At 66.1% G+C, this 17,456-nt stretch carries 14 protein-coding genes; 4 read left to right on the forward strand and 10 right to left on the reverse strand.

Going from position 1 to position 17,456, the window contains the following annotated elements:
- From VIR09_RS09155 to coq7, 9 genes are all read right to left on the reverse strand, one after another.
- The coding region (locus VIR09_RS09155; RefSeq protein WP_332012575.1) for a glycosyltransferase family 4 protein at positions 1-1,032 on the reverse strand (1,032 nt) is incomplete at its 3' end.
- Complete coding sequence (locus VIR09_RS09160) at positions 1,029-2,144, reverse strand: glycosyltransferase family 4 protein (RefSeq protein ID WP_332012576.1); 1,116 nt, start codon at positions 2,142-2,144, stop codon at positions 1,029-1,031. The genes VIR09_RS09160 and VIR09_RS09155, both read right to left, overlap by 4 nt.
- Positions 2,145-2,147: 3 nt before the next feature.
- Entirely contained in the window at positions 2,148-4,079 is a 1,932-nt protein-coding gene (gene asnB, locus VIR09_RS09165) for an asparagine synthase (glutamine-hydrolyzing) (protein ID WP_332012577.1), read from the reverse strand.
- 44 nt (positions 4,080-4,123) lie between these two features.
- On the reverse strand, positions 4,124-5,266 hold the full coding sequence (locus VIR09_RS09170) for a glycosyltransferase family 4 protein (RefSeq protein ID WP_332012578.1): 1,143 nt from the start codon (positions 5,264-5,266) through the stop codon (positions 4,124-4,126).
- The gene (murJ, locus tag VIR09_RS09175) at positions 5,267-6,616 is read right to left on the reverse strand and encodes a murein biosynthesis integral membrane protein MurJ (RefSeq protein ID WP_332012579.1); all 1,350 of its coding nucleotides are present in this window, start codon (positions 6,614-6,616) and stop codon (positions 5,267-5,269) included.
- Position 6,617: 1 nt separating this feature from the next.
- Complete coding sequence (locus VIR09_RS09180) at positions 6,618-7,643, reverse strand: SDR family oxidoreductase (protein ID WP_332012580.1); 1,026 nt, start codon at positions 7,641-7,643, stop codon at positions 6,618-6,620.
- A 9-nt stretch (positions 7,644-7,652) separates the two neighbouring features.
- On the reverse strand, positions 7,653-8,930 hold the full coding sequence (gene tviB, locus VIR09_RS09185; protein WP_332012581.1) for a Vi polysaccharide biosynthesis UDP-N-acetylglucosamine C-6 dehydrogenase TviB: 1,278 nt from the start codon (positions 8,928-8,930) through the stop codon (positions 7,653-7,655).
- Between the two features lie 102 nt (positions 8,931-9,032).
- Entirely contained in the window at positions 9,033-10,139 is a 1,107-nt protein-coding gene (locus VIR09_RS09190) for an MraY family glycosyltransferase (RefSeq protein WP_013396215.1), read from the reverse strand.
- Between the two features lie 779 nt (positions 10,140-10,918).
- A complete protein-coding gene (coq7, locus tag VIR09_RS09195; protein WP_332012582.1) occupies positions 10,919-11,596 on the reverse strand; it encodes a 2-polyprenyl-3-methyl-6-methoxy-1,4-benzoquinone monooxygenase in 678 nt (225 codons plus the stop codon).
- A gap of 123 nt (positions 11,597-11,719) precedes the next feature.
- Between coq7 and VIR09_RS09200 the strand changes: the two genes are divergently transcribed.
- From VIR09_RS09200 to VIR09_RS09215, 4 genes are all read left to right on the forward strand, one after another.
- Complete coding sequence (locus VIR09_RS09200; protein WP_332012583.1) at positions 11,720-12,163, forward strand: OsmC family protein; 444 nt, start codon at positions 11,720-11,722, stop codon at positions 12,161-12,163.
- 111 nt (positions 12,164-12,274) lie between these two features.
- The gene (locus tag VIR09_RS09205; protein ID WP_332012584.1) at positions 12,275-13,246 is read left to right on the forward strand and encodes a thymidylate synthase; all 972 of its coding nucleotides are present in this window, start codon (positions 12,275-12,277) and stop codon (positions 13,244-13,246) included.
- A 355-nt stretch (positions 13,247-13,601) separates the two neighbouring features.
- Complete coding sequence (locus VIR09_RS09210) at positions 13,602-15,665, forward strand: putative bifunctional diguanylate cyclase/phosphodiesterase (protein ID WP_332012585.1); 2,064 nt, start codon at positions 13,602-13,604, stop codon at positions 15,663-15,665.
- An 85-nt stretch (positions 15,666-15,750) separates the two neighbouring features.
- Positions 15,751-16,236 carry a dihydrofolate reductase gene (locus tag VIR09_RS09215; protein WP_332012586.1) on the forward strand — a complete coding sequence of 162 codons (486 nt, stop codon included), beginning with the start codon at positions 15,751-15,753 and terminating at the stop codon, positions 16,234-16,236.
- A 26-nt stretch (positions 16,237-16,262) separates the two neighbouring features.
- On the opposite strand, the gene VIR09_RS09220 is transcribed toward VIR09_RS09215, so the two are convergent.
- Positions 16,263-17,456 (reverse strand): PLP-dependent aminotransferase family protein (locus VIR09_RS09220; RefSeq protein WP_332012587.1); only part of this gene is annotated, 1,194 nt, incomplete at its 5' end.

Below are 17,456 nucleotides of genomic sequence, written 5' to 3' on the forward strand. Positions count from 1 at the left end.
CACCTCGCGCAAGGCCGTTTCGATGCCGCGGGCCAGCGCCTCGGATTGCTCTGGCGGCACCACCACGCCGGTATCGCCAACGATAAAGGCCGCGTCGCCCACGTCCGTCACGACGCAGTAGACGCCGCAAGCCATGGCCTCGGCCACCACGTTGGGAAAGCCTTCCGCACAACTGGACAGGACGTGCAGATCGAGGCCATTCATCGCGCCGGGGACGTCGTCGCTAGGCCCCGCCAGCACCACCCGGTCGCGCAAACCCAGCCGGTCAATCAGGGCGGCCAGCTCGGCATTGTCCGTATCCATGCCGCGGCCGATCAGCACGCAACGCAGGCCGGCATCGCGGCCGTCGCGCACCAGCGCCGCGACGGCGCGCAGCAAGTTGGCATGGTCCTTGAGCGGATCCCAGCGGGCCACGCAGCCGATGGCCGGCACATCCTCCGGCAAGCCCCATTGCGCACGCACGCGCACCCGAGCCTCGCCATCGGGCGCATAGCGCGACAGATCATAGCCATTGGCGATCACCACCATGCGCTCACGCGCATAGCCCTTGTCGGCATGGCGTTCCGCCGACTTCTGGGCGGCGCACACAATCGCCTTCGGTATGCGGCCCGACAGCAGCGCACACGCCCGCAGCACCATGCGCGCCGAGCGGCTGCTGCGCTCCAGGTGTTCGCCGGAATTGCGGATCCCCCAGACGATGGCGCGCACGCCCGCCAGGCGCGCCGCCAGGCCGCCGATCAGATCGGCGTGGTACATCCAGGTCTGCACCGCGTCGGGACGCGCTGCAACGATGAGCGAGCGCAACGCCATGAAGCCGCCCAGGCTGACGCGCCCGCGCTTCATGCCCAGCGCATGCACGGCAATGCCTGCAGCGCGCAGGCGTGCGCCATAGATGCCCTCGTCGGTCAATGACACGACGACGTGCTCCACATCCGCCTCGGGATAGGTAGCCAGGCGGAACAGCACGGACTCCGCGCCCCCCTGCCCCAGGCCGGTGATGATGTGCAGGACGCGCAGCCGACGAGCGTTCATCGCTCCTCCCGCACGGCATCGAATAGTTCATCCCATTCCGCCAGCACGCTGGCCAACGCGTAGCGCTGCCGAACCGCGAAAGCGCCACGCATGCCCAGTTGCTGGCGCAAGGAGAGATCGCCCAGCAGGCGACGCAGGGCCTCGCGCAGGGCATCGCGATTGCCGGCGGGTACCAGCAAGGCGTCCTCGCCATTGCGCGTCATCTCGCGCGGCCCGCTCGGGCAATCGAACGCCACGCAGGGCAGAGCCAGCGACATGGCTTCCAGCAGCACATTGGGAAAGCCCTCAACCAGCGAACTCAGCACGAAGGCCTGCCCGCGCGCGAGTTCATCCCAGGGCGTCTCGGTGCGGCCGGGCAGGCTGATGCGTGACTGCAGGCCCAGGCGTGCGACCTGCTGCTCCAGCGCGCCGCGTTCGGGGCCTTCGCCCCAGATGCGCAGGTTCCAATCCGGAAAGTCGGGCGCCAGTTGCGCGAACACGTCGATCAGCAGGTCGAATTGCTTGTCGGTGACCAGGCGTCCCATCGCCAGCAGTTCGCGCGGACCGCCGTCTTCACGCTGCGGCACCATCGGCGCGTCCAGCAGGGGCGCCGGCAAGGGATTGGGAATGACGGCCAGGCGCTTGATGCCGGGCACCTGCCGGGCGAACGGACCGGCAGTGTCTTCCGCCTGCACCGTGACCATGTCGGCGCGAGGGTACAGAACGCGGCGCAGCTTGCGCCACACCGTTCCCGTCGTGGTTTCGGCCACCGGGTTGGTGCGCTCGCAGACGATGAGCGGCACGCCCAGCCCGCGGGTGGCGAGGATGGCGGCCACGTTGACGTTGGTCAGGAAGGACACCACCACGTCCGGCTTGGACTCGCGGATGTGCCGGCGCAGCGCCAGCAGACGCTTGAACGCGGCCATGGCGCCCGACACGCGCGTACCCGCCAGATCCGCCAGCCAGGCCAGCTCGACCTTGTCCGACAGCGGATAAAAGCAGCTTCCCTTGGACGAGTAGGTGGGCGTCAGGATGACGGAATCCCCCCGTTCGGCCCATGCGTTGACCAGCGTGGCAGCGACCCGTTCGGCGCCGCCCGCATGCATGGAACTGACCAGCATCAAGATTTTCATGCGTCAAAGACTCCCAACCGTTCCTCCCTGCTCCTTGGCGCCGCGATAGCGGTCGAGCCAGGCTTGCATCATCAGCACGCCCCACAGGTGGCTGTCCCAGTTCCGATGGCCGGAGGTGTGCTCGCGCCACTTGCGCAGAATGGGCTCGGGTTCGAACCAGCCTTCCTGGCGCAGGCGCGCCGGGTCCAGCAGCGCATCGGCCCACTCGCGCAGCGGGCCGCGCAACCAGGCCGCCAGCGGCACGGCGAAACCGCGCTTGGGGCGGTCCACCAGCGCCTGCGGCACATGGCGGTGCAGCACCTGACGCAGCAGCCACTTGCCGGTGCTGCCGCGCACCTTGTATTGGTGCGGCAGGCTCCAGGCAAATTCATAAACGCGGTGGTCGATCAGCGGTACACGGGTTTCCAGGCTGACGGCCATGGCGGCGCGGTCCACCTTGACCAGGATGTCGTCCGGCAGATAGGTCACCGTATCCAGCTTCATCATGGCTTCGAAGGTGGAACCCTGCATCGCCCGGGCAAACTCGGACACGGGCTCCACGCCGCCTTTCACCACGCTGGACGGATCGGCCCAGTACGACACGAAATGGCGGTAGAACTCGCCACGCGTGTCGGCGCGCAGCAGCTCTCCCAGCTTGCCGACCTTGCCGCGCCAGGCGCCGCGCCCGGGCAGATGCGTGGATGCGCTCAACAGCGCGCCGGCGGGCTTGCGCAGCACCGCGGGGACACGCTCGCATTGCTGCCACCAGTTGTTCACACGGAAATAACGCGAATAACCGCCGAAAAGTTCGTCGCCGCCATCGCCGGACAAAGCCACCGTGACGTGTTGGCGCGCCATGCGCGTTACCAGCGAAGTCGGGATCTGCGACGAATCCGCGAACGGTTCATCGTACATGTCAGCCAACGAGGGCACCACGGCCAGCGCATCATCCGCCGTCACGTACAGCTCGGTATGGTCGGTGCCCAGGTGCGTGGCCACGGCCTTGGCGTGCTGCGCCTCGTCGTAGCCTTTCTCGTGGAAGCCGATGGCAAAGGTGCGCACGGGCTGCGAGCTCTGCGCCTGCATCAGCGCCACGATGGTGGACGAGTCGATGCCGCCCGACAGGAAGGCGCCCAGACTCACATCCGACAGCATCTGGCCGCCGACCGCCTTGGCCAGCACGCCTTCCAGTGCGTCGGTGGCCTGCGCGTCGGATTCGAACGACAGCAGCGATTGCGCGGCGGTGTCGGCGGCCTCGCGGGCCGACCAGTACAAGCGCGGCTCGGGCATGCGGCGGCTGCGGGTATCGTCGGCCGTGAATTCGACCCAGGCGCCCGGCGGCAGCTTGGCGATGCCCTGGTAAATGGATTGCGGCGCCGGAATGTAGTTGTGCCGCATGAACGACGCCAGGGCGTTGCGGTTCAACTCGCGGCCGAAGCCCGGAATCGGCATCAAGCCCTTGAGTTCCGAGGCAAACACCAGTTCCGCGCCCGAATAACCGTAGTACAGCGGCTTTTCGCCCATGCGGTCGCGCGCCAGCATCAGCTTGCGCGAGGCGCGGTCCCACAGCGCGATGGCGAACATGCCCACCGCGGCCTGCAAGGTGGCCTCGATACCTAGCGCGGTGAAGCCCGCCAGCAGCGTTTCCGTGTCGGAATGGCCGCGCCAGGACGGCGCCAACGCCGATTGTTCGAGCTGCTTGCGGATGTCCAGGTGATTGTAGATTTCACCGTTGAACACCATGACATAGCGCCCGCAGGCCGACGTCATGGGCTGGTGGCCCGCCTCGGTCAGGTCGAGGATCGCCAGGCGCACGTGCGCCAGGGCCAGTTCGGCCTCGTTATCTTCCCAGAATCCGTTGCTGTCCGGCCCGCGGTGGCGGATGCGGCGGCAGCTTTCCGCCAACACCTGCGCCTTGTTCCCGACAGGGCCCCAAATCCCGACTATTCCGCACATGATGAAGTTCTCGTTATCACTGTAGCAACGGCGCGACGCGCGGCTCAACGGCCTGTTTTGCGCACGCCGTCAAAAAGTTCCTGCCATTTCTGCAGCACGCGCACGGCCGAAAAACGGTCGCGCACGTCAGTCGCCGCCTGCGCCATGCGCACGCGATCCGCGTCATTGCGCATGACGGCCTCCAGCGCCTGGCACAGCGCGGACACGTCGCCATTGGGGCGCACCAGCACGCCGTCCACGCCTTCGCGAATGATCTCGCGCGGCCCCGTGTCGCAATCGAACGATACGGCGGCAAGGCCGCTCGCCATGGATTCGAGCAGGGTATTGGACAGCCCCTCGAAGCGTGAGGTCAGCACGTACAGGTCGGCGCTTTCATACCAGTCGCCGACGTTGCCCGCGCGCCCCGGCATGAAGACGCGCGACTCCAGTCCGGCCTCGCGCACCTGCGCTTCCAGGGAGCGCCTTTCGTCGCCCTCGCCCAGGATAACCAGATCCCAGCCAGGATGCGATGCCGCCAATTGCGCGTAGGCCTGGATCAGCAGGTCGAAACCCTTGTCGGCGTGCAGGCGGCCCACCGCCAGCAGCCGTTTGCGGCCATCGCCCGACACGGGGGGCAGCACAGGCTCGGCGCGCGGCAATGGAAAGTGTACAGGGTTGGGGATGACGGCCAGCTTGCTGCCCGGCACGTGCTGCGCCAGCCAGTCGGCGGTGCCGCGGGTCAGCGCAACCACGCTGGCCGCGCGCGGATACGTCAGCCGGCGCAAACGCTGCCAGAAGCCCGACAAGGTCTGCGAGGGCGGATGCGTATGCTCGGTCGCGATCACCCGGCAGGACAGGCCCGCGCAGGCCAGGACCGACAGCACCGACGCCGTCGTCATCATGCCCAGCACGATGTCCGGACGGAACGCCTTGACCACGCGGCGCAAGGCGCGCACCCGCTGCACATTGCTCCAGATGCCGCGCAGGCCGCCGCCCTCGCCCGCCGTATGCAGCACCTCGCGGCGCACCTTGGGGTGCAGCGTGTAGACGTCACCCTCGGCGCTTGCCTGTGTCACCACCATTACCTCGCGGCCCATGCCCGCCCAATGCGCGCTCAGGTCGGCGGCCACGCGCTCCGCACCGCCGCCATGCAGGGAATGGATGAACAGCAGGACGCGCGGCGCCGGGCCGGTATCGGTCACGGGCATTCAATCGGCCTCTTTGGGTTCAGCCTTGCGCATCGCCACCACCAGATAGCACGCAAAGGACAACAGATACATGAGGCTGGTCGCCAGCATGATGCCGGCTGCGCCCATCTTGGGCGCCAGTACGGTATTCAACACCGCCTTCAAGGCGAAATTGGCGACGGCGATGGCGGCCATCACGCGATAGCGGTTCTGGCTCGCCAGCAGTTGCACCAGGATCAGCACGCCGAAGTAGAACGGCAGTTGCAACAGCCCCCAACGAAACACGTGGGCCACGGCCTGGGTATTCTCGGCGGTAAAGGCGCCGCGCTGAAACAGTACCGATACGCCCCACGGAGCCAGCACCCAACCCACGGCGACGGCAACGGCGCCTGCTGCCACCATCAGCACCGACCATTTCAGGGCCATGCCTCGCGCGCGCGCGGTATCGCCGCGCGCTTGCACATCGGCCAGCACGGGCAGGGCCGCGCGCCCCACCGACACGGCGCCGATCCCCAGCACCAACGACAACAGCCGGCTGGCATAGCCCAGCGTGGCGTTGGCGTTCGCACCCAGGTTGGCGGCGGCATACTGGTCCAGCGGGCCGACAAAGCTCATGGCGACCTGACCGATCAGCATCACGCCTGCGGCGCCCAGCAGTTCGGGCCAGTGCGGCGATTGCAGCGAGAGCCGGGGCGCGCCCCAGAAACCGCCGTCGGCACGCGCCGCCAGCCACGCCAGCCAGACGGTCTGGATGGCGTAACCCACCAGAGTGCCCCACAGCAGCGGCCCGACGCCGTCGGCGCTGGCGGCCAGCATCACCCAGGCCAGCGTCGCCACGGCGGGCACGCTGTCCAGCAAGGTATTGACGTGCCTTTCCTGCGCCCGCAACCGCGCGGCGCTGATGCCGGCGATGAGCAGCAGCGCCGACACCGGGGCGAACGCGGCAAGCAGCTGCCCGGTCATGTCGCCCACGCGGGCTGACAAGCCCTGCCCCAGCACGCCGACCACCTGCGGCCAGGCGAACCAGGTCAGCAGCGCCAGCGCAATGCCCGCGGCGGCCACCCAGCCCTGCAGTTCGCTGATGAAGAGATTTCTTTCGGCGGCATCGGTGCGGCGCAACCGCACCAGCACCGGGATCAGAACTACCGACAACACGCCCACGATGGTGACCGGCAGCCAGGTGGCCATGGTCATCGTGAATTGATAGGCGTCCACGGCGTCGCTGACGCCGTAGCGGTACGCCACCGCCATCTCCTTGATGGCGCCGGCAGCCTTGCCCAGCAGCAGGAATACCGCCACCCGGAAGGCGCCCTTGAAAATGCGCTGGTGGTCCGGGTGGATGCTGCCGAGTTTTCTGACGAGTGCTTTCAAATCAACGCAGGAATTGCGTGTACCAGGGCATGGCCACTTCCAGGCCCTGCAGCACGGTGTGCGTCGGCTCGTAGCCCAGCAGTCGGCCCGCCTTGCTGACGTCCGCCTGCGAGTGGCGCACGTCACCCGCGCGGAAATCGGCGTAGACCGGCTTCTTGCCATAGGCCACGCCCTGGTTGCCCAGGGCTTGCACCAGGAAGCCGAACAGCTGGTTCAGGGTGCTGCGGCCGCTTACCGCCACGTTGTAGACCTGGTTGCGGCCTTCCGGCGCGGCCATGGCCGCGAGGATGTTGGCCTGTACCGCGTTGTCCACGAAGCAGAAGTCGCGGCTGGTCTCGCCGTCGCCGTTGATGGTGACGTCCTCGCCCTGGATCATTGCTGCCGTCCACTTGGGGATCACGGCCGCGTAGGCGCCATTGGGGTCCTGGCGCTTGCCGAACACATTGAAGTAGCGCAGGCCCACCGACTCGAAGCCGTAGGAACGCGCGAACACGTCGGCGTAGAGCTCGTTGACGTACTTGGTCACCGCGTAGGGCGACAGGGGATTGCCGATGTTCTCTTCGACCTTGGGCAGCGCCGGATGGTCGCCGTAGGTCGAGCTGGAAGCCGCATAGACGAAGGATTTGACTTCGGCATCGCGCGCCGCCACCAGCATGTTCAGGAAGCCGCCGATGTTCACCTCGTTGGTGGTGATCGGATCCTTCAGCGAGCGCGGCACCGAGCCCAGCGCGGCCTGGTGCAGCACGAAATCCACACCCTGCGCCGCGCGGCGGCAGGCTTCCAGGTCGCGGATGTCGCCTTCGATGAAGGTAAAGCGCGCCCACTGCTCGGGCGCGACCGAGCCGCGCACCTCATCCAGATTGTGCTGATGGCCGGTGGCGAAGTTGTCCAGGCCGGTCACGGTCTGGCCCAGCTTCAGCAGGGTTTCCACCAAGTTCGAACCGATGAAGCCAGCGCAGCCAGTCACCAGCCACTTGCGCGGCGCGGCCGAGAGTTCTTTCTTGACGGTATCAAAGCGTGTAGTCATGAGCGGTCCTTACAGGCGCAGATCGGATTCGGAAGGCGAAAGCACATACTTCAGGTCGTACAGGATGTGCTGCGGCTTGCCGAGCTTACGGATGCCTTCCGCGCCCATCGCCTTGAACTGATTGTGCGCCACGCCCAGGATCACGGCGTCGTACTTGCCTTCATCAGGCTTGGCCACCGGAGTCAGGCCGTATTCATGCACCGCCTCTTCGGGGTCGACCCACGGGTCATACACGTCGACGTCGACGTTGTAGTCACCCAGTTCTTTCACGATATCCACGATGCGCGTATTGCGCAGGTCGGGGCAGTTTTCCTTGAACGCCAGTCCCATGACCAGCACGCGGGCGCCCTGCACATGGATGCGGCGCTTGGTCATGGCCTTGACCAGCTGCGACACCACGTAGCCGCCCATCGAGTCGTTCAGGCGGCGGCCCGCGAGGATGATCTCGGGGTGGTAGCCGATGGACTGCGCCTTGTGGGTCAGGTAGTACGGGTCCACGCCTATGCAGTGGCCGCCCACCAGGCCCGGACGGAACGGCAGGAAGTTCCACTTGGTGCCAGCCGCCTGCAGCACGGCTTCGGTGTCGATGCCCATCTTGTTGAAGATCAGGGCCAATTCGTTGATCAACGCGATGTTCACGTCGCGCTGCGTGTTCTCGATCACCTTGGCGGCTTCGGCCACGCGGATGCTGGAAGCCTTGTGGGTCCCGGCGGTGATGATCTCCTTGTACAGCTGGTCGACCAGCTCGGCCACTTCCGGCGTGGAACCGGACGTGACCTTCTTGATCGTGCTGACGCGGTGCTCCTTGTCGCCCGGATTGATGCGCTCGGGGCTGTAGCCGGCGTAGAAGTCCACGTTGAACTTCAGGCCCGACACGCGCTCCAGCACCGGCACGCAGTCTTCTTCCGTGGCGCCAGGGTAAACGGTGGATTCGTAGATGACGATATCACCGCGCTTGAGCACGGCGCCAATGGTCTCGCTGGCCTTGACCAGCGGGGTCAGGTCCGGCTGCTTGTATTCGTCGATGGGGGTCGGCACGGTCACAATGAACACATTGGCCTGGCCCAGCACGGCGCGGTCGGCCGTATAGCTCAGCTGGGCTGCTTCCTTCAGTTCTTCGTCGCTGACTTCCAGCGTGTGGTCATGGCCCGCCTTGAGCGCATCGATGCGGCGCGTATTGATATCGAACCCAATGACCGAACGCTTCTTGCCGAACTCCACCGCCAGGGGCAGGCCGACATAGCCCAGGCCGACAACGGCGAGTTTCACATCCTGAATTCGCAACATAACTCTCCCTTCACCGTAGAACGATTACGGCATTTCAAATATGGTCGGGTAATTAAAAAAGGATTACCGAGCCCCCGGCGGCAACCGCCGGGGCGCCCAAAGCTAATCGGAAGTCCGCAAAACGGAGGGCAGCAGCAGCCAGCCCGGCCGTCGCCAGGAAACCAGCCGCGAATACAGCCAGATATAGACGGCGGCGAACACCACCAGGCTGGCACACAGCGCCCAGGCGTTGTCCCACCAGATGGTGGCGGGCACCAGGCCGATCAGGGCCAGCACCCACATGTAAGGCGAGGCCAGCGCGTTGCAAAGGGCCGGCACCGCATGCCGCCGGCCCCGGCTGAACGTGACCCGGACCAGACGGCGGAACACCAGCTGATGCAAGTGCAAGGCATCCGGCTGATCCACCGGCACGCCACGCTTGAAACGGCGGCGCCAGATCGAGAAGCCGGTTTCGAACACGGGGTAGAACAACACCGCCAGGGCGTAGAACGGCGATACCGAAGGATTGCGCACCACCAGCAGTACCGCAAGCTCGGCCAGCATGAAACCCAGGAAGTACGCGCCGCCATCGCCCAGGAACACGCGCCCGAACGGGAAATTCCAGACCAGGAAACCCAGCGTGGCCGAGGCCAGGGCCGCCGCCACCAGGAAAATCGGCACGTCGCCCACCTGCAGCGCCACCAGGCTGATCGACACCGCCATCAGCGTGGCCACCATGCCGGCCAGGCCGTTCATGCCGTCAACGATATTCAGCGCATGCGTACAGCCGCCCACCGCGAACATGGTGAACAGCAGCGACACCGGCCAGAAGGACAGCACGTAATCCACCGGCGCCATGCCGACGCGGCTGACGCCGCCCAGCAGCCACCAGGCGATCGCTGCCGACAGGAAGGCGGCCAGCAGGCGCTTGCTGGCGCCGATGTCCTTGGTAATGTCTTCGAGCAGGCCGGCCACGAACACAGGCAGCGCCGCGACGAACAGCGCGGGCCACAGCCAGGTCAGCGTCATGTTGCTGGGTCCGAGGACCAGCAAGCCCGCCAGCGTACCCGCAAGAACAGCCAGCCCGCCGACGCGGGGCGTGGCGCGGGAATGGTTGGCTTGGGGCTTGTTGAGGTCGCTGTCGCCGGTGAAGGCGCCATGCCAGCGCTCCGACGCCACGATGAGTCCCCCCACCATGAATGCGACCACGCAAATGTACAGCCAGGTCACCGAGTCACCTCTGGTTGGTCTATCGAGACAGGCCCGCCATTATCGGAGGCAGGTGTAACGCCCATATATGGGAGGAATAAGGAAGTGCAATTCACCGGCACAGAACGTAACGCCGTGCGCCAAGCCGTCATTCCAAGACCGGGACCGCCATCTGGCTGGTACGGCACGGCAAACCCGCGTAAGCGCGGAAATAGGGGATTCATAAAACGATTGTAGAACTTTCCGCCCTGGCGCACGCGAAATATCCAAGGGAAAACGCGAGGATCGCCCTATGGGGGAAGCGCCGCGCGGGGCGACGGCCCAAGCACCAGCCCACTTAAATGGGGACGCATTTAAAATGCCGAAAAAAAAGCCCGAGATCGTGAGATCTCGGGCTAAATCCACCAAAGGAGGAGGGTGGAGGAGACAACCGTGGCATGTTGGGAGCTGGCCTTCCGCTCACTGCGCTTTCGGGGTTTTGCACCGCGCCGACTGCGTTTCAACATCCGATGAGTGAATAGTACCGAGGTTTTTTGTGCGATGCAAGAATTTTTTTAGCCTGCCGCACAAGAGATTTTTGGCGTTGCATTTTTGCCGCAAAACCTGGTGCACCTGCCTGGAAACCCGCGCCGATCAATGCCCGTTCCAAAAACAGGGTTTCTGCCGAATGGGTAAACCCGCCCGGGGCTTACCCTAGCCAGCACCGGGTTATCCCGCTCTGGATTTCGCACTGGAATGGTGCGCCTGGCACCAACTTGCATCCATTTTTGCGCATTGCAACATTTTGCCGACCTGGCCTTTCACACCCAGTAAGCCGTGGTCGTCATGAGCTTGGACATGGCGCGCATCGCGGCTTTCACCGGCCCCGGCAATGGCACGCCCCCCGCCGCCTCCGCGCTGGCGCGATGCTGCGCCTCGTCCTCTTTCATCTTCTGGACGATTTGGCGCGAACGCTCGTCCTGCACCGGCAAGGTGCGCAGATGTTCTTCCAGATGCGCTTCAACCTGTTTTTCGGTTTCCGCCATGAAACCCAGGTTGCGCGGTACGCCGGCATAGCTGGCCAGCACGCCCAGCGCGAACGACCCCGCATACCAGACCGGATTCAGCAGGCTGGGACGGCTGCCCAGTTCGGTCAGCCGCTGATTGCACCACGCCAAGTGATCCACTTCCTCGGAGGCGGCATTCAGCAGCAGCGCCCGAGGCGCCGGTTCGCGGCAGACCGAGGCCTGCCCCCGGTACAACGCCTGGGCGCAGACCTCGCCCACGTGGTTTACGCGCATCAGTCCTGCCGCGTGGCGCTTTTCCTGGGCCGACAGGGCCTGGGGCGCCTCGTCCGCGGTGGCCGGATAAGGGCGGCCGGCCGTCGCGTTGCCGGACAGCACCCGCAGCGCACGGTCAGCCTCGGCCAGCAAGGCATCCACGGGGCTGATGCGACGCAGGAAGGAAACAGGGCTGGGGCGGGACAGAGCGGTGGACATGGGCAACTCCTCGGCAAGGCAGGCGCACACACCCCTGATGCGGGGCGGGGCTCTCATGCCCGGAATTGTACGCAACAGGTATCATCAGCCATTGACAGCGCTCAAGCTCAAGGACACGACAACATGGAATGCACGATCGACTGGGGCGGCCCGAACGGCATGCTCTTCACCGCCAGTACCGGCAGCGGCCACGTGGCTGTCATGGACGGCGCCGTGGACGGCGGTGGACACAATCTGGCCCCCCGGCCCATGGAAATGCTGCTGGCCGGCACCGGCGGCTGCACCGCATACGACGTGGTGCTGATCCTCAAGCGCGGACGCCACGCCGTCAGCGGCTGCAGCGTCAAGCTCCAGGCTGACCGCGCCGATGCCGACCCCAAGGTCTTCACCCGCATCCATTTCGCCTTCACCGTCACCGGCCGCAACCTGCCGCGCGCCGCGGTGGAACGCGCGGTGCAGCTGTCGCATGAGAAATACTGCTCGGCTTCGGCCATGCTGGAGAAAACCGCGGCGCTGACCTTCTCGGTCGAGATCGTCGATACGCAGGAAGCGTCCGCCGCCGCCTGAACCGCGCCCGCGTGGTGTAATTCGTCTATTCCTTAACTTATAAGCGCCGCCGCGATCCGTTCGCGGCGGCTGTCTGCGTCACCCGCCGGGCGAGCGTGCGCAAGGACCGCCATGAAACAATACCTGGACCTCGTTCAATCCATCCTGGACACCGGCGCGTGGCAGGAAAACCGCACGGGCATACGCACCCTGAGCATGCCGGGCGCATCGCTGCGCTTCGATTTGCAAAAGGGCTTCCCCGCGGTAACCACCAAGAAGCTGGCGTTCAAGTCCGCCATCGGCGAAATGGTGGGTTTCCTGCGCGCCTCGCGCAACGCGGCGGAGTTCCGCGAGCTCGGCTGCAAGGTCTGGGACCAGAACGCCAACGAAAACAGCCAGTGGCTGGCCAATCCTTATCGCGAAGGACCCGACGACCTGGGTCCGGTCTACGGGGTGCAATGGCGCCAATGGCCGGCCTACAAGATGCTGGACGCCAGCCGCCCGGCGCAGATCGCCGACGCCCTGTCGCGCGGCTACACCCAGGTGGCCGAGCTGGAGGAAGGCGGCGTGCCGAAGGTGCTGATGTACAAGGCGGTGGACCAGCTGCGGCAATGCCTGGACACCATCCATGAGCGTCCCGGCGACCGCCGCATCCTGTTCCATGGCTGGAACTGGGCGCAGATCGAGGAAATGGCGCTGCCGCCCTGCCACCTGCTCTATCAATTCCTGCCGAACGCGACGACCCGCGAAATATCGCTGTGCCTGTACATCCGATCCAACGATGTCGGCCTGGGCACGCCGTTCAACCTCACCGAAGGCGCGGCCCTGCTGCATCTGGTCGGCCGCCTGACCGGCTACACCCCGCGCTGGTTCACCTACTTCATCGGCGACGCACACATCTACGAGAACCACCTGCCGATGTTGCGCGAACAACTCACGCGCGAACCCTACGAAGCCCCCACGCTGATCCTGTCGGACCGCGTTCCCGATTTCGCGGTCACCGGACGCTACGAACCCGAATGGCTGGAGAAGGTGGAGCCGGGCGACTTCTCGCTGTCTGGCTACACCCATCACGCCCCCCTCACCGCCGCCATGGCCGTATAGACCACCCCGCCTGCGCGCCCATGGCCGCAGGTGAAGATTGGTGAGCTTCTGGAAGCGCGTTTTCGGTATAACCCATCCCTTAGCCATGGACGCGCGTCCAGAAATTCCCGCGCGCCATTGCTTCCGACCGGCACCAGCCGCGCCGTGCCGGTCGCTCGCCGCGAAACCGGGCAATCCGCCCGGCAGCGCCGTCCGCCGGCGTTGCTCAGCCCCCCCTTCTCAAAAAGAGAGCACGTGCAGCACCAGCGTCGACCGCCGAATTTTGTCTTGCGACCGACTTGCAACCATAGACTACCAATTGATTTGATATGAAGCCCGCGCGGCGGCAGTATGCGCCAAGGACAGGACCCCACAAATGCTCGTCGGAACGTATAACCCTTCGCTCGTCCTCGTATCCCTAGGAGTCGCCATCCTGGCGTCGTACACGGCGTTGGGCATGGCCAACCGCGTCAGGGCCTCGAACGGGTTGCCCAGCGCGCGCTATTGGCTGGCGGGCGGCGCTTTCGCGATGGGCGTGGGCATCTGGTCCATGCATTTCGTCGGCATGCTGGCCTTCAGCCTGCCCATTGCCATGGGCTACGACCTGTCCCTGACCGTCCTGTCGCTGATCATCGCCATCGGCTGCTCCGCCTTCGCGCTGTGGACCGTGAGCAAGGACGAATTGCCCCGCCGGCGGCTTCTGGTCGGCGCGCTGCTGATGGGCGCCGGCATCGCGGCGATGCATTACCTGGGCATGGCAGCCATGCTCATGGAGCCCGGCATCGTCTACGACCGCAAGTGGTTCGCGCTGTCCATCGTGATAGCGGTGGCCGCCTCCGGCGCGGCGCTATGGATTACCTACCGCCTGCGCCACGGCGGCCCCCGCGTGGCCTGGTCGCGGCCGCTGGCGGCGGTGATCATGGGCATCGCCATTGTCGGCATGCACTACACCGGCATGGCTGCCGCCGGATTCCCCGCCGGCAGCATCTGCATGGCGGCCAACAGCGGCATCGCGGCCGGCTGGCTGGCCATCGCGGTCACCGCGGTAACCCTGAGCGTGCTGGCCATCGCTCTGCTCGTCGCGGTGCTGGACAACCGGCTGGAGGCACGCACCTCGGCCCTGGCCTCTTCGCTGGCGGAAGCCAATGAAGAACTGGTGCAGCTGGCGCTGCACGACACGCTGACCAAATTGCCCAACCGCATCCTGCTGGAAGACAGGCTGGAGCAGGCAATCGAAAGCGCCACCCGGCGCAAGGGTTACTTCGCGGTGCTGTTCTTTGACCTGGACGGCTTCAAGGCGGTCAACGACGCTTACGGGCACCACACCGGCGACGCATTGCTGATCGACCTGGCGCAGCGCATCCGCCAGACCCTCCGCACCCAGGACACGGTAGCGCGCCTGGGCGGGGATGAATTCATCGTGCTGAGCGAAGTGGTCGAGCCCACCGACGCGGCCAACGTCGCCGACCGCCTGATCGACGCCATCGCCCGCCCCGTCACCGTCTACGGACATGAGGTAATGGTGACCTCCAGCGTAGGCATTGCCATCTATCCCAACAATGGCCAGGACACCCACGCCCTGCTGACCAACGCCGACGCGGCGATGTACCACGCCAAACGCCTGGGCGGCACCGGCTACAGCTTCTTCGAGCCGTCCATGAACGCGGACGCGCATGAACAGATCGAACTGCTGCACGACCTGCGCCTGGCGCAGGAACGCAACCAGCTCGTCCTGCATTACCAGCCCAAGTACGAAGCACCCGCCGGCCCCATCATTGGCGCCGAGGCCCTGCTGCGCTGGAATCATCCGACGCGCGGCCTGGTGGGCCCGGACCAGTTCATCCCCACGGCGGAAAAGACCGGCCTGATCCTGTCCATCGGCGAATGGGTGATCAACGAGGCCTGCCGCCAGATGCGGGAATGGATCAACGCCGGCCAGGGCCACTGGACCGTCGCCGTCAATATTTCGGCGCTGCAGTTCGCCCACGCCAGCCTGGTGGAAACAGTGCGTTCGGCCCTGGAACGCCATGGCGTTCCGCCAGCCTGCCTGACCCTGGAAGTGACCGAATCCACCGCCATGCGCGACGCCGAGGCCAGTCTGGCGGTGCTCAAGCGCCTGTCGAACCTGGGCGTGACGATTTCCATCGACGACTTCGGCACCGGCTATTCCAGCCTGCTCTATCTGAAGCGCTTGCCGGCCACCGAGCTGAAGATCGACCGCGGCTTCGTCAACCAACTGGAAAACGACAACGAGGATGCCGCCATCGTATCGGCCATCGTCGCGCTGGCGCAGCAGCTGAACCTGCGCATCGTGGCCGAAGGCGTGGAAACGCCGGCGCAACAGAAGTTCCTAACCGGCCTGGGCTGCGATTCTTTGCAGGGCTTCCTGCTGGGCAAGCCCATGCCCGCCACCGAATTCCTGGAACACGCGGTCGACTGAGGAAGCCGGGGCGGCGCAGGCCGCCGCGCAAATTTGCTACGCTTGCCGTAGCCAACCGGCCGAACCCCTACCGCCCCGACCCCGCATGCCCGCCAGCCTTACCCTCATCGTCGCCTATTCCACCAATCGCGTCATCGGACGCGACAACGCCCTGCCCTGGAAACTGCCGGGCGACCTGGCGCACTTCAAGCGCAGCACCCTGGGCCATCCCATCATCATGGGCCGCAAGACCTGGGACTCGCTGGGCCGGCCGCTGCCCGGCCGCAGCAACGTCGTGATCAGCCGCAACGCCGATTTCAGCGCCGCGGGCGCCATCGTGGTCCCCTCGCTGGAGGCCGCAATCCAGGCCTGCGGCGACATCGACGCGGCCTTTGTCATTGGCGGCGCGCAGATCTACGCGCAGGCCCTGCCCCTGGCCCGGCGCGTCCTGGCCACCGAAGTCCGCGCCGAGGTCGAAGGCGATGCCTTCTTCCCGCTGCTGCCCGCCTTCCAATGGAAGGAAACCGCGCGCGAAGCGCAGCCGGCCGAAAACGGCTACGAATACGATTTCGTGACTTACGAGCGCCAGTAGCTATTGGCTGACGGCTACGAAACCCGTCACGCCGCCGCCCCGGCATTGCGCATGAAGCGCCAGAGGGCGGGCGCCTCCGAATAGGCCACGTTGAAGCGCACCCACGGGGTGTCGGCCTCGTCCACCTCGAAATAAGAGCCGGGCGCCAGCCAGATGCCATCCTTGAGCGCCAGTTCCGCCAGGCCGTTGGCGCCGCGGTCGCGCCACTGCCCAGCCACCTTGGCCCACAGGAACAAGCCGCCCTGCGGCCGTCCGTAGATCTCAAAGCCATGCTGCGCCATCAGCTCGGCCACGCCCGCATGGGCCACCGCCAGGCGCTCGCGGGTACGCGCAATGTGGGCGCGGTAGCGGCCCTCGCGTATGACCTGGTGCACGATGCGCTCCATGATCTCCGGCGAGGTCAGGCCTACCGCCATCTTGGTGCGCGCGATGTCGCGCGCCAGGTCGCGGTGCGCCACCACATAGCCCACCCGCACCGACGGACTGATGACCTTGGAATAGCCGCCCAGGTAGACCACGCGCCGCGCCCCGTCCAGGGCGGCCAGCATGGGCGTCACGCCGGGCGCGAGTTCGCGCGAGATGTCGTCTTCCACCACCCACAGGCCGTGCCGCTCGGCTGCCTGCAGGATGCGGAAGGCATTGGCCATGCTGACGCTGGCGCCCGACGGATTCTGCAAGGCGGTGTTGACGAAAAGCGCCCTGGGCCGATGGCGCGCCACCGCCGCCTCCAGCGCATCGCAGTCCAGCCCGTCCAAGGTGCGGGGCACGGACACCGCGCGCAAGCCAGCCAGGCGCAGCATCTGCAGCAAGTTGGCATAGGCGGGCTGCTCGACCAGCACCGTGTCGCCCGGCCGCAGCAAGGTGCGTATCACCATGTCCAGGCCATGGGTCACGCCCTGGGTCAGCACGACCTGCGAGGCCTCGACCTCCATGCCCTGCGCGCTCAGGCTGGCCGCGATGGTCTCGCGTAGCGGCGCATAGCCGTAGGGATGGCCGTAGTTCGCAATGCGCATGGCCGGCACCCGCCCCATGTGCCGCAGCGCCATGTGCAGCCCTTCTTCGTTCAGCCATTCGCCCGGCAGCCAGCCGCAGCCCGATTTGATGGGGATGGAATGGTCCGCGAAGATGTCCGACAGCAGCCAGCCGGCGTTCAAGCGCGGCGGTTCCCAGGACGGCGGTTGGCTCGGGCGGGCCGGCGCGTCCGGCGTCGCGACCCGATA

It is taken from the genome of Achromobacter sp. (assembly GCF_036567245.1).
GTDB lineage: Bacteria > Pseudomonadota > Gammaproteobacteria > Burkholderiales > Burkholderiaceae_B > Achromobacter.

What these genes read in the sequence shown, in the direction of transcription:
- VIR09_RS09170 (WP_332012578.1), bottom strand. Translation starts at nt 5,266, where the DNA reads ATGCCCGTGACCGATACCGGCCCGGCGCCGCGCGTCCTGCTGTTCATC.
- coq7 (WP_332012582.1), bottom strand. Translation starts at nt 11,596, where the DNA reads ATGTCCACCGCTCTGTCCCGCCCCAGCCCTGTTTCCTTCCTGCGTCGC.
- VIR09_RS09160 (WP_332012576.1), bottom strand. Translation starts at nt 2,144, where the DNA reads ATGAAAATCTTGATGCTGGTCAGTTCCATGCATGCGGGCGGCGCCGAA.
- VIR09_RS09180 (WP_332012580.1), bottom strand. Translation starts at nt 7,643, where the DNA reads ATGACTACACGCTTTGATACCGTCAAGAAAGAACTCTCGGCCGCGCCG.
- VIR09_RS09215 (WP_332012586.1), top strand. Translation starts at nt 15,751, where the DNA reads ATGCCCGCCAGCCTTACCCTCATCGTCGCCTATTCCACCAATCGCGTC.
- asnB (WP_332012577.1), bottom strand. Translation starts at nt 4,079, where the DNA reads ATGTGCGGAATAGTCGGGATTTGGGGCCCTGTCGGGAACAAGGCGCAG.
- VIR09_RS09210 (WP_332012585.1), top strand. Translation starts at nt 13,602, where the DNA reads ATGCTCGTCGGAACGTATAACCCTTCGCTCGTCCTCGTATCCCTAGGA.
- tviB (WP_332012581.1), bottom strand. Translation starts at nt 8,930, where the DNA reads ATGTTGCGAATTCAGGATGTGAAACTCGCCGTTGTCGGCCTGGGCTAT.
- VIR09_RS09205 (WP_332012584.1), top strand. Translation starts at nt 12,275, where the DNA reads ATGAAACAATACCTGGACCTCGTTCAATCCATCCTGGACACCGGCGCG.
- VIR09_RS09200 (WP_332012583.1), top strand. Translation starts at nt 11,720, where the DNA reads ATGGAATGCACGATCGACTGGGGCGGCCCGAACGGCATGCTCTTCACC.